Here is a 15,160-nt window from a genome sequence, read left to right as displayed (position 1 = left end):
GGGCCGGCCTCATCGGTCGTGGGTTTCGATGGCCCCCAGAATGGTGCAATCCGACAGCTCCCCGGACCCCGGGCAGCCGGCAATGAGGTCATCAAGCAGGCTGCACATCTCCTTCAGCCTGAGAAGCTTGATCTCGATCTCCCGGCGTTTGGCGATGGCGCGGGCGCGCACCGTGGCGCAACCGGCCTCGCCATCATCTCTCAACGCCAGGAGCTCCGCTGTTTCGGCCAGGGAAAACCCCATCTCCTTGGCCTTGCAAATGAAATGCAATCGCGCAACGGTGTCGGCATCATAGTCGCGGGCGCCGCCGCCTTCGGGCCGCTTTGGCTGGGCGATAAGACCGCGGCGCTCGTAGAAGCGGATGGTTTCGACACCGACACCCGTTGCCTTTGCCGCATTACCAATCGTGAAGGGTTTCATCAGGCGCTCCTGTCACTTGTGTGGTTGACTCCGTACCATGATACGGTCTGTAGGATGGCGTGTCAGGGAAATTGCGCAAGGGAGATGGCAATGGCCACAGAACAGCATGTCCGGCACGGGGCAGGGGCATCCGGCACGGTGCACGAGATTGGCGGAGCACTGGCATGAAACGGATCTTGTCGCGCTGGGGGCTGCCCGTTGCCGGCGGTGTGGTCGCGCTTGCCATTGTTTTCTGGCTGTACCGCGATCTCGATTTCGGCCGGTTTTTGGCCGGGCTCGGCTCGGCCAACCTCGGGTGGATCGTGGTGCTGGCGGCGACTGTGCTGCTCGAGCAGGTGCTGAACGGCTGGAAATGGCGTCAGATTCTGCATGATGTGAAACCGGTGCGCACGCTGCGGCTGACCGGGGCGCTGCTGGCGGGATACGGCGCCAATGTGTTGGTGCCGCTTGGCATCAGCCCGCTGGTGCGGTCCTGGCTGGTCGCGCGGATGGAAACCTTGAAGATGGGCACCGTGCTAACCACCACCATCATCGCGCGATTTATCGATGGCGTGGTCTTTGCGCTCTTTGCCGGGGTCGTGGCGATGGCGGGCGAGGTGCCTCAGATCGCCGGCAATCTGGAGCTGGGCCTGGCGGTCGCCGGGGCACTGAATTTCGCGCTCTTCAGCGGTCTGCTTTGGGCGATGTTCCGCTTTCGCGCCCTATTTGCGCGGGAAGGGCCGCTGATTTGCCGCATCTTCGACTGGGTGGCCCTTTGGTTCCGGGCCAACGGCACCGCCTTGCGCGGATCGCTGTGCAGCGGTGTCGTCTGGCCGCGCAGCCGGCAGCACAGGCTGAACGTGCTGCTCGGCGCGGTGGCGGCAAAATTTGTCTCGGCCACGCATTTTCTCTGGGCCGGGCTGGCCATTGGCGTGGTTCTGGCACCGCTCGATTACCTCTTCCTGATGGTGTTTGGCGGCTTTTCGCTGGTGCTGTCGCGGTTCGTCCGGGTGCCGGGGGGCTTTGTCATCGGCACGGCGCTTGCGTTTCAGCTGTTGGGCGTTCCCGAAGAACAGGCGCTGTTGATGATCCTGTTCAACTGGATGGTGTCGATCATCCTGGTCGTCGGCATCGGGCTGGTCGTGTTGTGGCAATCGGGGATCGACATCCGGCAAGCCCGGATCGAGGCGGAACGGGCCAATGTCCGGGTCTGAGCCGACGACACTGCCCGATGAGAGCCGGCGGTTCTGGCGCATTGCCGGCGCAGGTGCGGCGTTTCAGGGTGGGGCGGCGGCGGTCGATTCCGCGACCGTCGTGGCGAGCCTGGTCTTTCATCTGACCGGCAGCGCCTTTGCGGTGGGTTTTGCCAGCGCGATACTGCGGCTTGGCTGGTTGCTGCCGCAACTGCTCGTCGGCTACCTGGCAGAGCGGGCCGAACGGCGGATGCCCTTTTACGTTTTTGGTGCCTACGGGCGCGCGACTTGTCTGGCGTTCATCGCGATTCTGCTCTGGTGGGGGTCGGATTGGCCGCAATTCGACTGGCCGCCGGTGCCGCTGGCTGTCGGCTTCCTCGCGCTCTGGACGGTCTATGCCTTTGTCAGCGGGGTGGTCGCGGTGCCGTATAACGACATCGTCGGTCGCTCGATCCGCTCCGAGGCCCGCAGCCGGATGCTGGCTTGGCGCTTCTTTGGCGGCGGGTTGATCGCCTTTGCCGTGGCGGGCTTTGTCGGGCTGACGATCGACGCCTTGCCGCTGCTTCTGGCCCATGCCGTGATCTTTGCGTTGGCGGCGCTGTTGATGATCCTGTCCTCGACGTTCTTTGTGGCGGCGGGGGAACCGCCGGTGCCGGCGCGCAAGGCGGGCACAGCCACGCCGACGGGTATCACCGCCTTTTTGCGCGGCGGTTGGCAGGTGCTGCAAGCCGACACCCGCTTTCGGCTGTTCCTCTATTCGCAATGGCTCGGTGGCGCGACGTTGATGGCGCTGCCGTTTTATGTCGTCGCTGCCGCCGGCAACGGCATCGGCGCGGCCGATGTCGGCATCCTGCTGGGGGCGCAAACCGCCGGGGCGCTGCTGTCGAACCCGCTCTGGGGCTGGCTCGGTGATGGCGCCGGAAAGCTGGCGATGCTGCGCATGGTCGCGATTGTCCGTATGGTGCCGCCGTTCATTGCGATATGGCTGATCTGGGCCGGGGCCGGGCTGATCGGTTTTGCCCTGCTCTTCGTTTTGATCGGGGCGATGATGAACGGCGTGACCATCGGCTATCTGGGCTATCTCATGGAGATATCGCCCGATGACCGGCGGCCGGCCTATTCCGCCTATTTCAATGCTTTGGCCGCGCCGGCAGCGCTTTTGCCGCTGCTCGGCGCCGGCTTTGTCGCGCTGATCTCGATTCAGGCGGTCTTCGGGGCGGCGATTCTGGCGGCGCTGTGGCAGATCTATCTGCTCACCCGGATTGCGCGCTTCTCGGGCGATGCCCGGCCCTGAGCCGCAAGGCGAAGGCCTCGGCTCATGCCGCTCAGAGCCCCGCCGCTCGGGTCAGGTTCACTTGAAACCTGTCGGCCTGGCGTCGAGAACCGGACCTCTCGGCCGAGGCATGGCCCTGCTGTTTCTGAACAGCCTGCGCGTCGATCTCGGCCGCGTTGGCAAGCCCGGTGCGCAGGCTGTGACCGGAGAACAGGGCAAGTCGTTCTTGCTCTGGCAAGTCCTGTCGCAGCCCGGCGTCCAGAACGGTGCGTTTGACAAGTCGCGCCACATGCTTGTCGGTCAGCCGTGCCTTCAGTGCCCGCTTGCCGTCGCGGGAGGTACGGACAAAGACCGGCCCGGTGTCGATCCTGGCAAAGTGCAGCCAGTCCTCCAGCGCCTTCACCGGGCAACTCCGCTCGGACGAACCGCGCCCCACCTCGAGTTCGCGCCAGCCGGTCCTGGCCTTGAGGGTAAGGAGCGCGCCGGCCTCCATGATCTCGATCCAGCCGCCGCCGTCGGCGGTGTCGTCCTTGCGGCGGTCGAGGCTGACGATTTCGCTTCGACGCAATCCGCCGGCAAAGCCCAGCAACAGGATCGCGCGATCCCGCAGCCCGCGCAGGTCGAAGCCCAATGTGCCCACCATGGCCAAGATATCCGCGGGCCGGATGGCCTCTTTCTGCGCCGGGGGGCGGGCGTGGCGGCGTCTGATCCCGGCCAGCACGGTGGCGATCTCCGGGTCTTGGCGGTCGAGTGCGAAGCCACGCCGCGCGTAGTTCCAGACCAGTCCGGCAAGCCGGCGCTCGATGGTGGACACCGAAAGGGGGCAGCGGGCCGCAGGGGATTGCCGGTCGTCTGCGGGCGCCGCCATTGCCGTCAGATAATCCCCGACCTGCTCGGGCGAAGGCGGCAGCGGATCGGTGCCCGTCATCCGGCACCAACGCGAGAAATGCGCCCAATCCCGGGCATAGGCTTTCAAGGTATTGTCAGAGGCCGCGCCGCGCGGGCCCGCCCCGGATGGGGCGTGCGCCGGATCGAAACTGTTCTCCGGGGCAGGGGGGCTGATGAGGCGGTTCGACATGCGCCGAAGCCTATGACCGGCCAGCCGAGAAGGCAAGGTTATTGGACGTGAAGAAGGCAAGGGCGGTTTTGACAGTCGAATATGGCGACAAGCGCCGAGATGGGCTAGCCTTGCCGGATGACCTATGCCGCCGCGACCTTCAGCAAAGAGAGTGACATGGCGCTCCGCATGCCGCCCTGGCTTGGCGCCGGGCGGGCCGAAACCTCTGAGGATCTGGCGTTTCTGTCGGGGGCGGCGCTGGCCCATTTGCATCTTGTCCTGGCACAGGGAGCCTTGCCCCTGGCACTGTTGCGCGCGCGGCTGGCCCTGCGGGCGGCCGAGAATTGCGTCGCCCATGCCGGGCGGCCCGAACGGGCGAGCGAGTTGCGCGACGTGGTAGTGTTCCTGCCGCCGGGCCATCAGCCCGGCCCCGCAGGTGAGGTCTATCTGTCCTGGCGCCGGGCCGTGGAACGCCCGCTTTCGGCCAGGGCGTTGCCCCGGGCGCTGCCCAAAACCGAACCGCCTCGGATCGCGGCCTGGCTGGATGCCGGGCAGGGGGCGCCGATCCGGCGCGCGGCCTCTGCCCTGCAAGCGGTTCTCGAGGACAGTCCGGGGGCCGAGGCCACCGCACTTCTGATTGCCGATGCGGTGCTGGCGCGGGCGCTCGGCTGGTCGCATCTCATGCCGCTTCTGTCGCTCGGCCTCAAGCGGCGCGATCTGCGCAAGACCGGTGAGGAGTTGCGGTTGGCCTGTCACCGGGCCGTGGCCGAGGCCACGCGCGAGGCGGCGCGCGAAGCCGCAGAGCTTGGCCAGCGCGCCGCCCGATTGCACGCGGTGGCGCCAAAGCTCCGGGCCAGAGGGGCGGAAGAGGCCGTTCGCCTGTTTCTGACGCGGGATGCGGTGGCGCCGACGGCGCTCACCTCGCTCCGATCAGGCCGGGCCGCCCGCCGGTTCTGCGACCGGCTGGTCGCGCTTGGTGCGGCGCGCGAGCTGACCGGGCGCGACACCTTTCGGCTCTACGGGGTCTGACCATGGCCCGAAGCGAGACCGAGCCGGATTTCGACCGTGAGCTGGAGAGCCTGCCGCCCGAGCTGCGGTGGCGCGAATGGATGCGCCGGATCGAGGCGGTGCTCTTTGCCAGCGCCGCGCCGGTGCCGGCGGATGATCTGGCGCGGGTCGTGGGGCAGGGGGCCTCGGTGGACCTTCTGATCGAGGATCTTGCGGTCGAGCTCGAAGGCCGGTCTTTCGAAATCAGCAAATCCGCCGGCGGATGGCTGCTGCGGACGCGGCCGGCCTATGCGCCGGCGGTCCGCGCGGCGGCGGATGTCGGCGGGCAGGAACTCGACCTGCGGGACTTCGATCTCGCGGTACTGGCGGCCATCGCCTACCACCAGCCAATCACCCGCGACGGGCTCAAGGAGATCTTCGGCAAGGAGATCGGCCGCGACCTGATCGGCAGGCTGCATGCCCTCGGCCTGATCGGGACGGGCCCCAGAAGCCCCCGGCGCGGCGCGCCCTATACCTTTGTCACCACCGACCGCTTTCTCGCGGCTTTCGACATGGAGGCGCTGACCGACCTGCCGGATTGGGAGCAATTGGTGGATGCCGGAATCGCGGCCGCCGGCTAGGATCAGGTGCTGTCTTGCGCCGCGAGAAACCCGGACGTCGCCGCGAAGACGTGGCGGATGACCGCCTCGGGCCCCAGCTCGGCGGTGCGGCGCGTCATCGGCACCTCCAGCGCGAGCGGCAGGTCTTGGGGCAGGGCGGAGAGGAAGCCCGCGAGGTCGATATCCCCTTCGCCCGGCAGCAGGCGCTCGGCCCGGCCGGCGTGCAAGAGCTGTTGCGTGGAATAGGGCGGCGCGACAAGCGCGTCGCAGAGATGGGCAAAGCGCAGGCGCCGCGACGGGATGTGTCGCAGATCGGCCAGGCGACTTTGCGAGCGGTCGAAATGCAGACTGTCGACGAGGATGCCGACATCGGGCGCCGCGCCCTCGACCAGCCGCAGGGCGGCCCCGAGATCGGGCACCACCGTCCAGGGAAAGAACTCCAGCGAGACGCCAAGACCGCGTGCCGCCGCAAGCTCGGAGAGCGCGCCGAGCCGGTCGGCCAGCCGGGACAGATCGGGATCATAGGGGGCGGTGATGACCTCGGAAGCGCCAAGCTCCGCCCCCGCGTCGAGGAAGGATTGCAGCCCGGCGGGGTCGGTCTCGGGCGTGAGCTTGACGAATTCGATGTCATGCACCCGCAGCCCGGTTTCGCGCAGCGCGGCGCAGGTGGCGCGCCGCATTGCCGGATCCGCCATCAGTGGGTAGCCGGGGCTGGTGTCGGTCACCGCGATCAGTCGCAGGCCGACGGCATCGAACCCGGCCTCGGCAGCGGCACGGATCAGCTCCGGCGGCGCCAGCTCGATGGCGGTCAGATGCGCGAGCGAGAGCAGCCGGCTCATGGCGCCGCCCCTGCCGCATGGCGGCCGGCGACAAAGCCGAAAGTGAGCGCCGGGCCGAGGTTGATGCCGCCCGCCGGGTAATGCCCGCCCATGACGCTGGCCATGTCGGTGCCTGCCGCATAGAGGCCGGGGATCGGGCCCGTGCCGGCGCCCAAGACCCGCGCCTGGCCATCGGTCTTCAACCCCGCAAAGGTGCCGAAGCTGCCGGGTACGACCTTGACGGCGTAGAACGGCGGGGTCTCGATCGGGGCGACGCAGGGGTTGGGCGTGACCGCCGGATCACCTTGCAGCCGCATGTAGGCCGAGCTGCCGCGTTGGAACGCCGGGTCTTCGCCGCGACGGGCGCCGGTGTTGTATCGCGCCACGGTTTCCGCCAATCCCGCGCCGTCGATGCCGCAGGCCTGCGCCAGTTCGGCCAGCGTGCCGCCGGTCTTGAGATAGCCCGCGCGCAGCCAGGGCCGGATCGGCACCGGCGCCGGGCGGACGATGCCCAGCCCGTAACGCCGCAGGAACCGCCGGTCGCAGATCAGCCAGGACATCTGTTCATCGCCGGGCGCGGTCGCGGCCTGCATCGCGGTGACGTAATCGTGGTAGCCGAGGCCCTCGTTGCAAAACCGCCGGCCGTCGGCCAGCACGCCGATCACCCCCGGTTTGCCGCGGTCGATGATATGCGGAAAGACGCCGCTGCGGCCGTCGGGCCAATTGACCCGGGAGACCGGACAATAGGCGGCTGGCGCGGCCAGCGTCATATCCTGCCGGCCGCCGGCGGCTTCGCCCAGCCGGAGGCCGTCGCCGGTGGCGGCGGGCACCGCCAGCGGCGTGTGGTGACGGTGGCAGGGATAGCTTGCCCTGCGCCGCGCGAGGTCATGCGGATAGCCGCCGCAGGCAAGTACGATCCCGCGGCGGGTGCGGATGCGGATTTCGGTGTCGCCGACGGTCAGGACGGCGCCGTGCACCCCGGAGGCATCCGAGATCACCTCGGCCAGCGCCTGCCCGGGGCGCAGGTCGACGCCGATTTCGCGCGCCGAAAGCAGGAGCCGCGCCACCAACGCATTGCCGTTGCGCAGGTCCATGCCGCGGCGATGGCGTGCCAGATCCCAGGCGTGGCGGCCCAGCCGCCGGGCGACGTGCAGGGCCGATCTCAGCGAACGGGTTGCAGTCAGGAAGGCCCGCAGGTCGGCCCCGGCCTGGATGGTCATGCCGAGGAAACTGGTTTCACGCAGCGGCGGCCGCAGCAGCGCGATGTCCGGTCCGAGCGCGCGGGCGTCGAAGGCTTGGGCGATGACAGACCGTCCGCCAAGCCCGGCGCCGGGCAGATGGCAGTAGGTGTCGGGAATGGCCGCACCGCAGTCGAAACGCAGCGCGGTCTCGGCCTCGAAAAACCCCACCATCTCCGGCGCGGCCTGCAAGAAGGCCCCGGCAAGCTCGGCGTTGAACGTCTCGCCCAGCACCGCCCGCAGGTAGCGGCGCGGCGCCTCGGGGTCTTCGGCGATGCCCTGACGCCGCGCCACCGGGTTGCCGGGTGCCCAGATCCAGCCGCCCGACCATGCGGTGGTGCCGCCAAGAACCGCGTCTTTTTCCGCCAGCACCACCTTCAGCCCGTGATGCGCCGCGGTTACCGCCGCCGCCAGCCCGGCTGCGCCAGACCCCGCCACCAGCAGGTCGCAGTCTTCGGTCCAGATGTGCTGTTTGTCGGTCATGGCCCGTCCTATCGGTTGATCCGGACCACAGCCTGCGGAGCGCACGCCTTAACGTCAAATGCTTGTTCTTGTCTCCACGTAACTCCATGTTAATCTCGGGGCGAAAGGAGGAACGATGCCCGAAATGACTCTGCGACAGATCGAGGTGATCCGCGCGGTGATGATGACCGGCACGATCAGCGGCGCGGCCCAGATGCTCAATGTCTCGGCCCCCGGCATCAGTCGCCTGGTCAAACATACCGAAGACTCGCTTGGTATCCGGCTGTTCGAGCGCAAGGCCGGGCTTTTTGTGCCTTCGGTCGAGGCCAGCGCGGTCTTCGATCAGGTGCGCGAGGTCTACAAGGGCGTCGCCAACCTGCAATCGGCGGTCGGTGCCCTGCAAAAAGGCGAGGACGTGCGGCTGGCCTTTGGTGCGGCGCCGTCGATTGCCCAGTTCATTGCCGCCCGCGTGCTGAAACGGGTGCGCCGGCGATATGCGGATCTGTTCATCGATCTGAACATTCTCAAGATCGAGGAGACCGTGGACTATCTGCTGCTGGAGCGCGGCGAATTCGTTGTGATGTCGTCGGCAGTGGAGAACGCTTCGATCGAAAACGAACAGATCGCCGAGGGGCGGTTGGTGGTGATCCTGCCCGAGGGGCATGCCCTTGCGGACAGGGCCGAGATTTCCGTGCGCGACTTGACCGACCAGCCCTTGATCGGCGTCGATCCCGCCGATCCTTATGGCGCGTTGCTCGCCCAGCCATTCAGGGATGCTGGGCTGCCGGTGAACCATGCGATGCGCGGCCGGTTTGCCCAGACGGTGGTGAGCTTGGTCCGGCACGGGTTGGGCGTGGCGGTGATCGACGAATTTTCCGTGGCCGAGGTCTATATGCCCGGTCTGGTGCGCCGTCCGCTGCGCGAGGAGGTCACCGTCAAATCCTTTGTGGTGCGCAAGAAGGGCCGGGTGCTGTCGGGCTTTGCCGAAAACGCAATAAGTCACTTTCGTCGCGAACTGGGGCGGGCGGTGGCACAAGGGCCCGAGTTTCGCCGGTCAGAATAACATTAGGTTAATCATTTCTAGATTTGAGTATTTGACGTTACGCCGCGCCATCTGTGATAGTCCGCCTGTCCCGGGCTGGGAAGTTGCCTGGCCCGACTGTTTGAAGATTTGGGAGGATACAGATGAAACGAGCCATTTGGGGCGCGCTCGGCGCGCTCGCGCTGTCGGCGACCGCAGCCGTCGCGGAATACCCGGAAAAGGAAATCCAGGGCATCATCCAATGGGGGGCCGGTGGTTCGACCGACACGGTGATGCGCTCTGTCACGCCGCATGCCGAAGAGGTTCTGGGCGGCAGTGTCGTCATGCAGAACATGACCGGCGCGGTGGGCGCGATCGCGCTGAACCATGTCGCGGGGGCTTCGGCCGACGGCTACACCCTGCTGATGGGCGCGGAAAATCCGATGCTCTACAAGATCATGGGCCTGGGTGACAAGGATTACGGCGAGTTCATTCCGATCAACATCCTGGCCCGTGGCACGCCCATTCTGGTGGCCAACAAGGATGCGCCGTTTGACGATTACGCCGGCATGATGGAACACATCAAAGCCAACCCTGGCGAGGTCCGCTTTGGTGCCACCGGCCCCGGCGGCCTTCCCTCGGTGATTACCGCGATGATCAACACCGTCGAGGGGGAACTGGATGTGATTGCCGTGCCCTATGACGGCGACGGCCCGGCGCTGACCGCGCTTCAGGGCGGGGCAATCGACGTGATGCCGGCCGTCCTTGGGGCCGCCATCGAAGGCATCCGCGCCGGCAACATGAAGCCGCTGGCGGTGTTCGACGTCGCCGCCAACGACAAGCTGCCCGGCGTGCCCGCCGTGACGGAGTTCAACGACGGCTACAGCACCTATCTGCCCTGGGGCCCGTTCTTTGGGGTCTTTGCCCCCAAGGGCACGCCGGACGATGTGGTGGCCAAGCTGTCCGACGCCTTCGCCGCCGGCGTCGAGCACCCGGATTTCGTGGCGCTGATGGAGAACCGCGGCTTTACCCTGATGGGCATTGCCGGAGACGAGGCCGAGGAATTCCTGTCGAAATGGCAGCAAGGCACCGCCTGGCTCCTGCAAGACGCGGGCCTTACCAAAGCCTCGCCCGAGGAGTTCGGCATCGCCCGTCCTGGCGAGTGATTGCCTGACCGGCGGCCCGTTCGTCCCGCGTAACCGGCGCCGCGCGTTCCATTCGATGCGCGGCGCCATTCATTTCAGCAGGCCTTCCAGGGAGGACGCCATGCAACATATCGACCCCGAACATCACGACGGCACCTCCGACGCCACGCCCGGCGGCGCTTCGGATCAGCGGCGGCCCGGAGAACTGGTCTTTGCGGGGCTGATGCTGGCGGTCAGCCTCGGCCTGTTCTGGAGCGCGTATGGCATTTCAGGCTTCGAAGCGCTCTCGGCCCCCGGTTCGGTGCCGATGGCCACGACGGTGGTGATGGTTCTGGCTTCGCTGCTGGTGCTGCTGAAAACCGCGAAACTGCCGCTTGATCGCAGCGAGACGCTGGCGCGCGACATCCTTCCGCCGGCCGTGGTGCTGTTTTCGCTGGCGCTTGCAATCTACGGCATTTTGCTGAAACCGCTGGGCTTCCTGCCGACCTCGGCGCTGTTCCTGATCCTGGCGATCAAATTCCTCGCCCGGCGCGGCTGGGTCTGGACGCTGACCGTTTCGCTTGGCAGCCTGATCGTGATCTGGCTGATCTTCCGCATCGTCTTTTCGGTGCTGATGCCCGCCGGCATCCTGCCCGAAGCCGAGTTCATCCAGTTTTTCCGCGATCTGTTCCGGGCGGAGGGGGCGCAATGAGCGCTGTGATGGACTTTCTCACCGTCTTCAGCCAGCCGCAGCTTTTGCTGCTGGTGGGGCTCGGCACCTTTGCCGGGGTTTATGTCGGCGCCATTCCGGGGCTTTCGGTCACCATGGCGGTGTCGATCCTGATCTCCTTTACCTTCTCCTGGGATGTCTATCCGGCGATCTCGTTGATGATCGGCATCTACATGGGCGGCGTCTATGGCGGCTCGCGCACCGCGATCCTGCTCAACATTCCCGGCGCACCCTCGGCCATCGCCACGGCGCTTGACGGCTATCCCATGGCGCTCAGGGGCGAGGCCGGCGAGGCCATCGGCGTGACCACCGTCATGTCCTTCATCGGCGGCTTCATCGGCATCGGCGTGCTGGCGCTGTTCGCGCCGCTGATATCGGACTTCGCGCTGACCTTCCAGCCGCGCGATTACATGCTGCTGGCGATCCTGGGTATCCTGCTGGTCGGTTCGCTGAGCCAGGGTTCCCTGGTCAAGGGCATCTTTGCCGGCGCCCTGGGCATTGCCATCGGCGCCGTCGGCCGCGACCCGCTGACCTTTGCCGAACGCTTCACCTTCGACTTCCAGATCCTCGAAGGCGGCATCTCCTTCATCGCGGTGATGATCGGCATGTTCGGCGTCTCCGAAGCGCTGGCCCAGCTGCACCATGTCGACAAGGACGCGGTGCGCCAGAAGATCTCGCGCATCGTGCCCTCGCTCTCGACGGTCAAGAAACACCTGCCGCTGTCGCTCCAGACCTCCTCGATTGGGGTGGTCATCGGCGCCCTGCCCGGCACCGGCGGCGACATTGCGGCGCTGATGGCCTATGACCACGCCAAGCGCGTCACCAAGTCGCCCGAGCGCGAATTCGGCGATGGCGCGATGGAAGGGCTTGTCGCGCCCGAAACCGCCAACAACGCCGCCGTCGGCGGCGCCTTCATCCCGATGATGACACTGGGCATTCCCGGCGACGCGGTGACCGCGATCATGATCGGCGCGCTGTTCATCCACGGGCTGAACCCCGGGCCGATGCTGATGATCGACCAGCCCGACATGTTCTGGTTCATCGTCGGCGCGCTGGTGACGGCCAATTGCTTCATGCTTCTCTTTGGCCTGACCGGGATCAAGCTTTTCACCAGGATCGTGGAGATGCCGCGCGCGGTGCTGATTCCCCTGATCATGCTGCTCAGCATCGTCGGCGCCTATGCGGTGAACAACTCGATTTCCGATGTCTACTGGATGCTCGGCTTCGGCGTATTCGGCTACTTCATGCGGCATTACGGCTATCCGCTGGGGCCGGTGATCCTCGGCGTGATCCTGTCGCGCCTGCTCGACGACAACTGGCGTCGCGCGATCATCTCGGAGCGCGAAGACCTTGGCCGCTTCTTTCATGGTATCGTGACAAGCCCGCTGTCGTTGGTGCTCTTTGCCGCGGTGATCCTGATTTTCGTCAGCCAGACCCCGCTCTGGTCCGAGGGCAAGGCCCGCGTCTTTGGCCGCAAGGGAGAACAGCAATGACCCGCAGCATCAAGCTCGGCCTGATCGGCGACAATATCGCCCGCTCCAAATCGCCGCGCCTGCACCGAACCGCGGGCAAACTGGCGGGGTTTGACGTCACCTATGACCGGCTGATCCCGAAAGACCTCGGCCAGAGCTTTGACGAGGTCTTTGACCGGGCGCAGGGCGGCGGCTATCGCGGCATCAACGTCACCTATCCCTACAAGGAAATCGTCTCCGCCAAGGTCGCGGTCTCCGATCCGCTGGTCCGTGGCATCGGCGCGGTGAACACCGTGGTCTTTGACGCAGACGGGCCGAAAGGCTTCAACACCGATTACTCCGGTTTCAAGGCGGCCTACAGATCGGTGCGCGGCGATGCCGCGCCCGGCACCGTCTGCCTGATCGGCACCGGCGGGGTGGGCAAGGCGGTGGCCTTCGGGCTGATCGCGCTGAACGCACGATCGATCCGCTGCGTCGATCTCGACCCGGCCAAGGCCGAAGGGCTGGCCACGGCCTTGCGCGCCCTCGGCTCCGACAGCCGGATCGAAACCGTCACCGGGGCCATCGCCGCCGCCGAAGGGGCGGACGGGATCATCAATTGCACGCCGTTGGGCATGGTGGGCATCGGCGGCACGCCGCTGCCGGTCGAGGCAATGGCCGGCGCCACTTGGGCCTTCGACGCGGTCTACACGCCGGCCGATACGCAGTTCCTGCAAGACGCCGAGGCTGCGGGGCTGGCGGTGATCTCGGGCTACGAGCTGTTTTTCGGACAGGGCGTCGATGCCTGGGGCATCTTTACCGGCGCCGATCTCGATCACGCCGCCCTGCGTGATGCCATTCAGGGGGACAAGGCATGAAAACCTCCATCGCCACCGTCTCGATCTCGGGCAACCTGCCGGAAAAACTCGAGGCGATTGCCGAAGCCGGCTTTGACGGGATCGAGATCTTCGAGCAGGATTTCATTGCCCATGACGGCAGCCCGCGCGAGGTGGGCGACATGATCCGTTCGATGGGGCTGGAAATCACCCTGTTTCAGCCGTTCCGCGATTTCGAAGGTCTGCCGGAGCCGCTGCGCGCCAAGGCTTTTGACCGCGCCGAACGCAAGTTCGACCTGATGCAGGAGCTGGGCACCGAACTGGTGCTGGTCTGTTCCTCCTGCCATCCGCAGGCGCTGGGTGGCATCGACCGGGCGGCGGCGGATTTCCACGAACTGGGCGAACGCGCCGCCCGGCGCGGGTTGCGTGTGGGTTATGAGGCGTTGGCCTGGGGCCGGCACGTCAACGACCACCGCGACGCCTGGGAAATCGTCCGCCGGGCCGATCATGAAAACGTCGGCATCATCCTCGACAGCTTTCATTCACTGGCCCGCCAGATCGACCCCGACACCATCCGCCGCATCCCCGGCGACCGCATCTTCTTTGTGCAACTGGCCGACGCCCCGCAAATCGAGATGGACCTGCTTTACTGGTCACGCCATTTCCGCAACATGCCGGGCGAAGGCGATCTGGCGGTCACCGACTTCATGCGCGCTGTGATGGCGACCGGCTATGCCGGCCCGATCAGCCTCGAAATCTTCAATGACCAGTTCCGCTCCGGCCCGCCGAAAACCATTGCCAAGGACGGCCATCGCTCGCTGATCGCGCTGATGGATGACGTGCGCCGGGCCGAGCCCGCGCTGGCTTTCACCTCCGCCGAAATGCCGGCCCGGTCCTCTGTCGACGGGGTGTCCTTTGTCGAGTTCGCGACCCGCGGCGCCGAGGCCGACAGGCTCGAGGCGATGCTGGAAACCTTGGGTTTCCACCAGTCGGGGCGCCATATCGCCAAGAAGCTCTCGCTCTGGACCCAGGGCGAGATCCGTATCGTGGTGAACCGCGAAACCACTGGCTATGCCAGCAGCGCCTACAACATGCACGGCACCAGCGTCTGCGACATCGGCCTCTCGGTCCCGGATGCCGCGGATGCGGTGGCGCGGGCAAGGCAGCTCGGGGCCAAACCCTTCGAACAGCCGGTCGGCCCGGGCGAGTTGCAGATTCCGGCGATCCGAGGCCTTTCGGGCAGCGTGTTGCATTTCATCGACGAGGCCAGCGGGCTGAGCGACGTCTGGTCGGTCGAATTCACCTCGTCGGGTGCGCAAGCCACGGGCGCCGGCCTCACCCGGATCGACCACCTGGCCCAGACCATGAGCTATGACGAAATGCTCAGCTGGTCGCTGTTTTACACCACGCTGTTCGAGATGGACAAATCGCCCATGGTCGATGTCGTCGATCCCGACGGGCTGGTTCGCAGCCAGGCGCTGGAAACCCGCGACGGCCGGTTCCGCATCACGCTCAACGGCGCGGAAACCCACCGCACCATGGCGGGCAATTTCCTGGCGGACAGTTTCGGCGCCTCGGTGCAGCATGTCGCGTTCTCGACCGACGATATCTTTTCCACCGCCGAAGAGCTGGCCCGACGCGGCTTTGAGCCGCTGCCGATGTCGGAGAACTATTATGCCGATCTCGCGGCGCGGTTCGACCTGCCACCGGGGATGCTCGACCGGCTCGCGGCGGCGAATATTCTCTATGACGAGGACGCCGGCGGCGCGTTTTTTCAGCTCTATTCCCGGCCCTATGCCGGCGGAATGTTCTTTGAGATCGTGGAACGGCGCGCGGGTTATGGCGGATACGGCGCCCCGAATGCGCCGTTTCGGATCGCGGCGCAAAAGCGCCTGATGCGCGGCAAGGGCGTGCCCAGCCGATAGGCGGTGCCCCGAGCCGACCCGCCGTT

General features: G+C 66.4%; 14 protein-coding genes. 10 read left to right on the top strand and 4 right to left on the bottom strand.

From position 1 onward, the window contains the following. Positions 1–9 precede the first annotated feature (9 nt). The gene (locus BMW90_RS13340; RefSeq protein ID WP_048534868.1) at positions 10–420 is read right to left on the bottom strand and encodes a heavy metal-responsive transcriptional regulator; all 411 of its coding nucleotides are present in this window, start codon (positions 418–420) and stop codon (positions 10–12) included. Positions 421–584: 164 nt separating this feature from the next. Here BMW90_RS13340 and BMW90_RS13335 point away from each other — a divergent pair, with 164 nt between their 5' ends. Together BMW90_RS13335 and BMW90_RS13330 are read left to right on the top strand one after the other, a co-directional pair. Continuing rightward, the gene (locus BMW90_RS13335; RefSeq protein ID WP_074837059.1) at positions 585–1,613 is read left to right on the top strand and encodes a lysylphosphatidylglycerol synthase transmembrane domain-containing protein; all 1,029 of its coding nucleotides are present in this window, start codon (positions 585–587) and stop codon (positions 1,611–1,613) included. Beyond that, the gene (locus BMW90_RS13330) at positions 1,600–2,886 is read left to right on the top strand and encodes an MFS transporter (RefSeq protein ID WP_074837058.1); all 1,287 of its coding nucleotides are present in this window, start codon (positions 1,600–1,602) and stop codon (positions 2,884–2,886) included. Before BMW90_RS13335 ends, BMW90_RS13330 begins: the two co-directional genes overlap by 14 nt. Positions 2,887–2,917: 31 nt before the next feature. Here the strand turns inward: BMW90_RS13330 and BMW90_RS13325 are convergent, their stop codons facing one another. Further along, positions 2,918–4,018: a tyrosine-type recombinase/integrase gene (locus tag BMW90_RS13325; protein ID WP_244526512.1), complete on the bottom strand. Its 1,101-nt coding sequence runs from the start codon at positions 4,016–4,018 to the stop codon at positions 2,918–2,920. 42 nt (positions 4,019–4,060) lie between these two features. Between BMW90_RS13325 and BMW90_RS13320 the strand changes: the two genes are divergently transcribed. Together BMW90_RS13320 and scpB are read left to right on the top strand one after the other, a co-directional pair. Next, positions 4,061–4,951 carry a DUF1403 family protein gene (locus BMW90_RS13320; protein WP_074837057.1) on the top strand — a complete coding sequence of 297 codons (891 nt, stop codon included), beginning with the start codon at positions 4,061–4,063 and terminating at the stop codon, positions 4,949–4,951. Positions 4,952–4,953: 2 nt separating this feature from the next. Continuing rightward, positions 4,954–5,550, top strand: coding sequence for an SMC-Scp complex subunit ScpB (scpB, locus tag BMW90_RS13315; protein ID WP_074837056.1), 597 nt, complete (start codon positions 4,954–4,956; stop codon positions 5,548–5,550). 2 nt (positions 5,551–5,552) lie between these two features. Here scpB and BMW90_RS13310 read toward each other — a convergent pair whose 3' ends face one another. Both BMW90_RS13310 and BMW90_RS13305 read right to left on the bottom strand, forming a co-directional pair. Further along, the gene (locus BMW90_RS13310; RefSeq protein WP_074837055.1) at positions 5,553–6,368 is read right to left on the bottom strand and encodes a sugar phosphate isomerase/epimerase family protein; all 816 of its coding nucleotides are present in this window, start codon (positions 6,366–6,368) and stop codon (positions 5,553–5,555) included. After that, complete coding sequence (locus BMW90_RS13305) at positions 6,365–8,068, bottom strand: FAD-dependent oxidoreductase (protein WP_074837054.1); 1,704 nt, start codon at positions 8,066–8,068, stop codon at positions 6,365–6,367. The genes BMW90_RS13310 and BMW90_RS13305 overlap by 4 nt, the downstream gene beginning before the upstream one ends. A 115-nt stretch (positions 8,069–8,183) precedes the next feature. On the opposite strand from BMW90_RS13305, the gene BMW90_RS13300 reads away from it, so the two are divergent. The 6 genes from BMW90_RS13300 to BMW90_RS13275 all read left to right on the top strand — a co-directional run bounded on the left by BMW90_RS13300 (position 8,184) and on the right by BMW90_RS13275 (position 15,134). Continuing rightward, complete coding sequence (locus BMW90_RS13300) at positions 8,184–9,110, top strand: LysR family transcriptional regulator (protein WP_048534877.1); 927 nt, start codon at positions 8,184–8,186, stop codon at positions 9,108–9,110. A 122-nt stretch (positions 9,111–9,232) separates the two neighbouring features. After that, positions 9,233–10,234, top strand: coding sequence for a Bug family tripartite tricarboxylate transporter substrate binding protein (locus BMW90_RS13295; protein ID WP_074837053.1), 1,002 nt, complete (start codon positions 9,233–9,235; stop codon positions 10,232–10,234). Between the two features lie 100 nt (positions 10,235–10,334). Beyond that, positions 10,335–10,904 (top strand): tripartite tricarboxylate transporter TctB family protein, encoded by a 570-nt coding sequence (locus BMW90_RS13290; protein WP_074837052.1) that lies wholly within the window; start codon positions 10,335–10,337, stop codon positions 10,902–10,904. After that, complete coding sequence (locus BMW90_RS13285; protein WP_074837051.1) at positions 10,901–12,415, top strand: tripartite tricarboxylate transporter permease; 1,515 nt, start codon at positions 10,901–10,903, stop codon at positions 12,413–12,415. The genes BMW90_RS13290 and BMW90_RS13285 overlap by 4 nt, the downstream gene beginning before the upstream one ends. Next, positions 12,412–13,251 (top strand): shikimate dehydrogenase family protein, encoded by an 840-nt coding sequence (locus BMW90_RS13280; protein ID WP_074837050.1) that lies wholly within the window; start codon positions 12,412–12,414, stop codon positions 13,249–13,251. The genes BMW90_RS13285 and BMW90_RS13280 overlap by 4 nt, the downstream gene beginning before the upstream one ends. Further along, a complete protein-coding gene (locus tag BMW90_RS13275) occupies positions 13,248–15,134 on the top strand; it encodes a bifunctional sugar phosphate isomerase/epimerase/4-hydroxyphenylpyruvate dioxygenase family protein (RefSeq protein WP_074837049.1) in 1,887 nt (628 codons plus the stop codon). Before BMW90_RS13280 ends, BMW90_RS13275 begins: the two co-directional genes overlap by 4 nt. The last annotated feature ends 26 nt before the right edge of the window (positions 15,135–15,160 follow it).

Origin of the sequence: Marinovum algicola, from assembly GCF_900109145.1 — a bacterium.
Classification (GTDB): Bacteria; Pseudomonadota; Alphaproteobacteria; order Rhodobacterales; family Rhodobacteraceae; genus Marinovum; species Marinovum algicola.
This window is presented reverse-complemented; position numbering and strand designations above follow the sequence as displayed.

Bases quoted from the DNA above. Each gene is read 5' to 3' on its own strand.
- BMW90_RS13340 (WP_048534868.1), bottom strand. From the start codon at position 420: ATGAAACCCTTCACGATTGGTAATGCGGCAAAGGCAACGGGTGTCGGT.
- BMW90_RS13335 (WP_074837059.1), top strand. From the start codon at position 585: ATGAAACGGATCTTGTCGCGCTGGGGGCTGCCCGTTGCCGGCGGTGTG.
- BMW90_RS13330 (WP_074837058.1), top strand. From the start codon at position 1,600: ATGTCCGGGTCTGAGCCGACGACACTGCCCGATGAGAGCCGGCGGTTC.
- BMW90_RS13320 (WP_074837057.1), top strand. From the start codon at position 4,061: ATGACCTATGCCGCCGCGACCTTCAGCAAAGAGAGTGACATGGCGCTC.
- scpB (WP_074837056.1), top strand. From the start codon at position 4,954: ATGGCCCGAAGCGAGACCGAGCCGGATTTCGACCGTGAGCTGGAGAGC.
- BMW90_RS13310 (WP_074837055.1), bottom strand. From the start codon at position 6,368: ATGAGCCGGCTGCTCTCGCTCGCGCATCTGACCGCCATCGAGCTGGCG.
- BMW90_RS13305 (WP_074837054.1), bottom strand. From the start codon at position 8,068: ATGACCGACAAACAGCACATCTGGACCGAAGACTGCGACCTGCTGGTG.
- BMW90_RS13300 (WP_048534877.1), top strand. From the start codon at position 8,184: ATGCCCGAAATGACTCTGCGACAGATCGAGGTGATCCGCGCGGTGATG.
- BMW90_RS13295 (WP_074837053.1), top strand. From the start codon at position 9,233: ATGAAACGAGCCATTTGGGGCGCGCTCGGCGCGCTCGCGCTGTCGGCG.
- BMW90_RS13290 (WP_074837052.1), top strand. From the start codon at position 10,335: ATGCAACATATCGACCCCGAACATCACGACGGCACCTCCGACGCCACG.
- BMW90_RS13285 (WP_074837051.1), top strand. From the start codon at position 10,901: ATGAGCGCTGTGATGGACTTTCTCACCGTCTTCAGCCAGCCGCAGCTT.
- BMW90_RS13280 (WP_074837050.1), top strand. From the start codon at position 12,412: ATGACCCGCAGCATCAAGCTCGGCCTGATCGGCGACAATATCGCCCGC.
- BMW90_RS13275 (WP_074837049.1), top strand. From the start codon at position 13,248: ATGAAAACCTCCATCGCCACCGTCTCGATCTCGGGCAACCTGCCGGAA.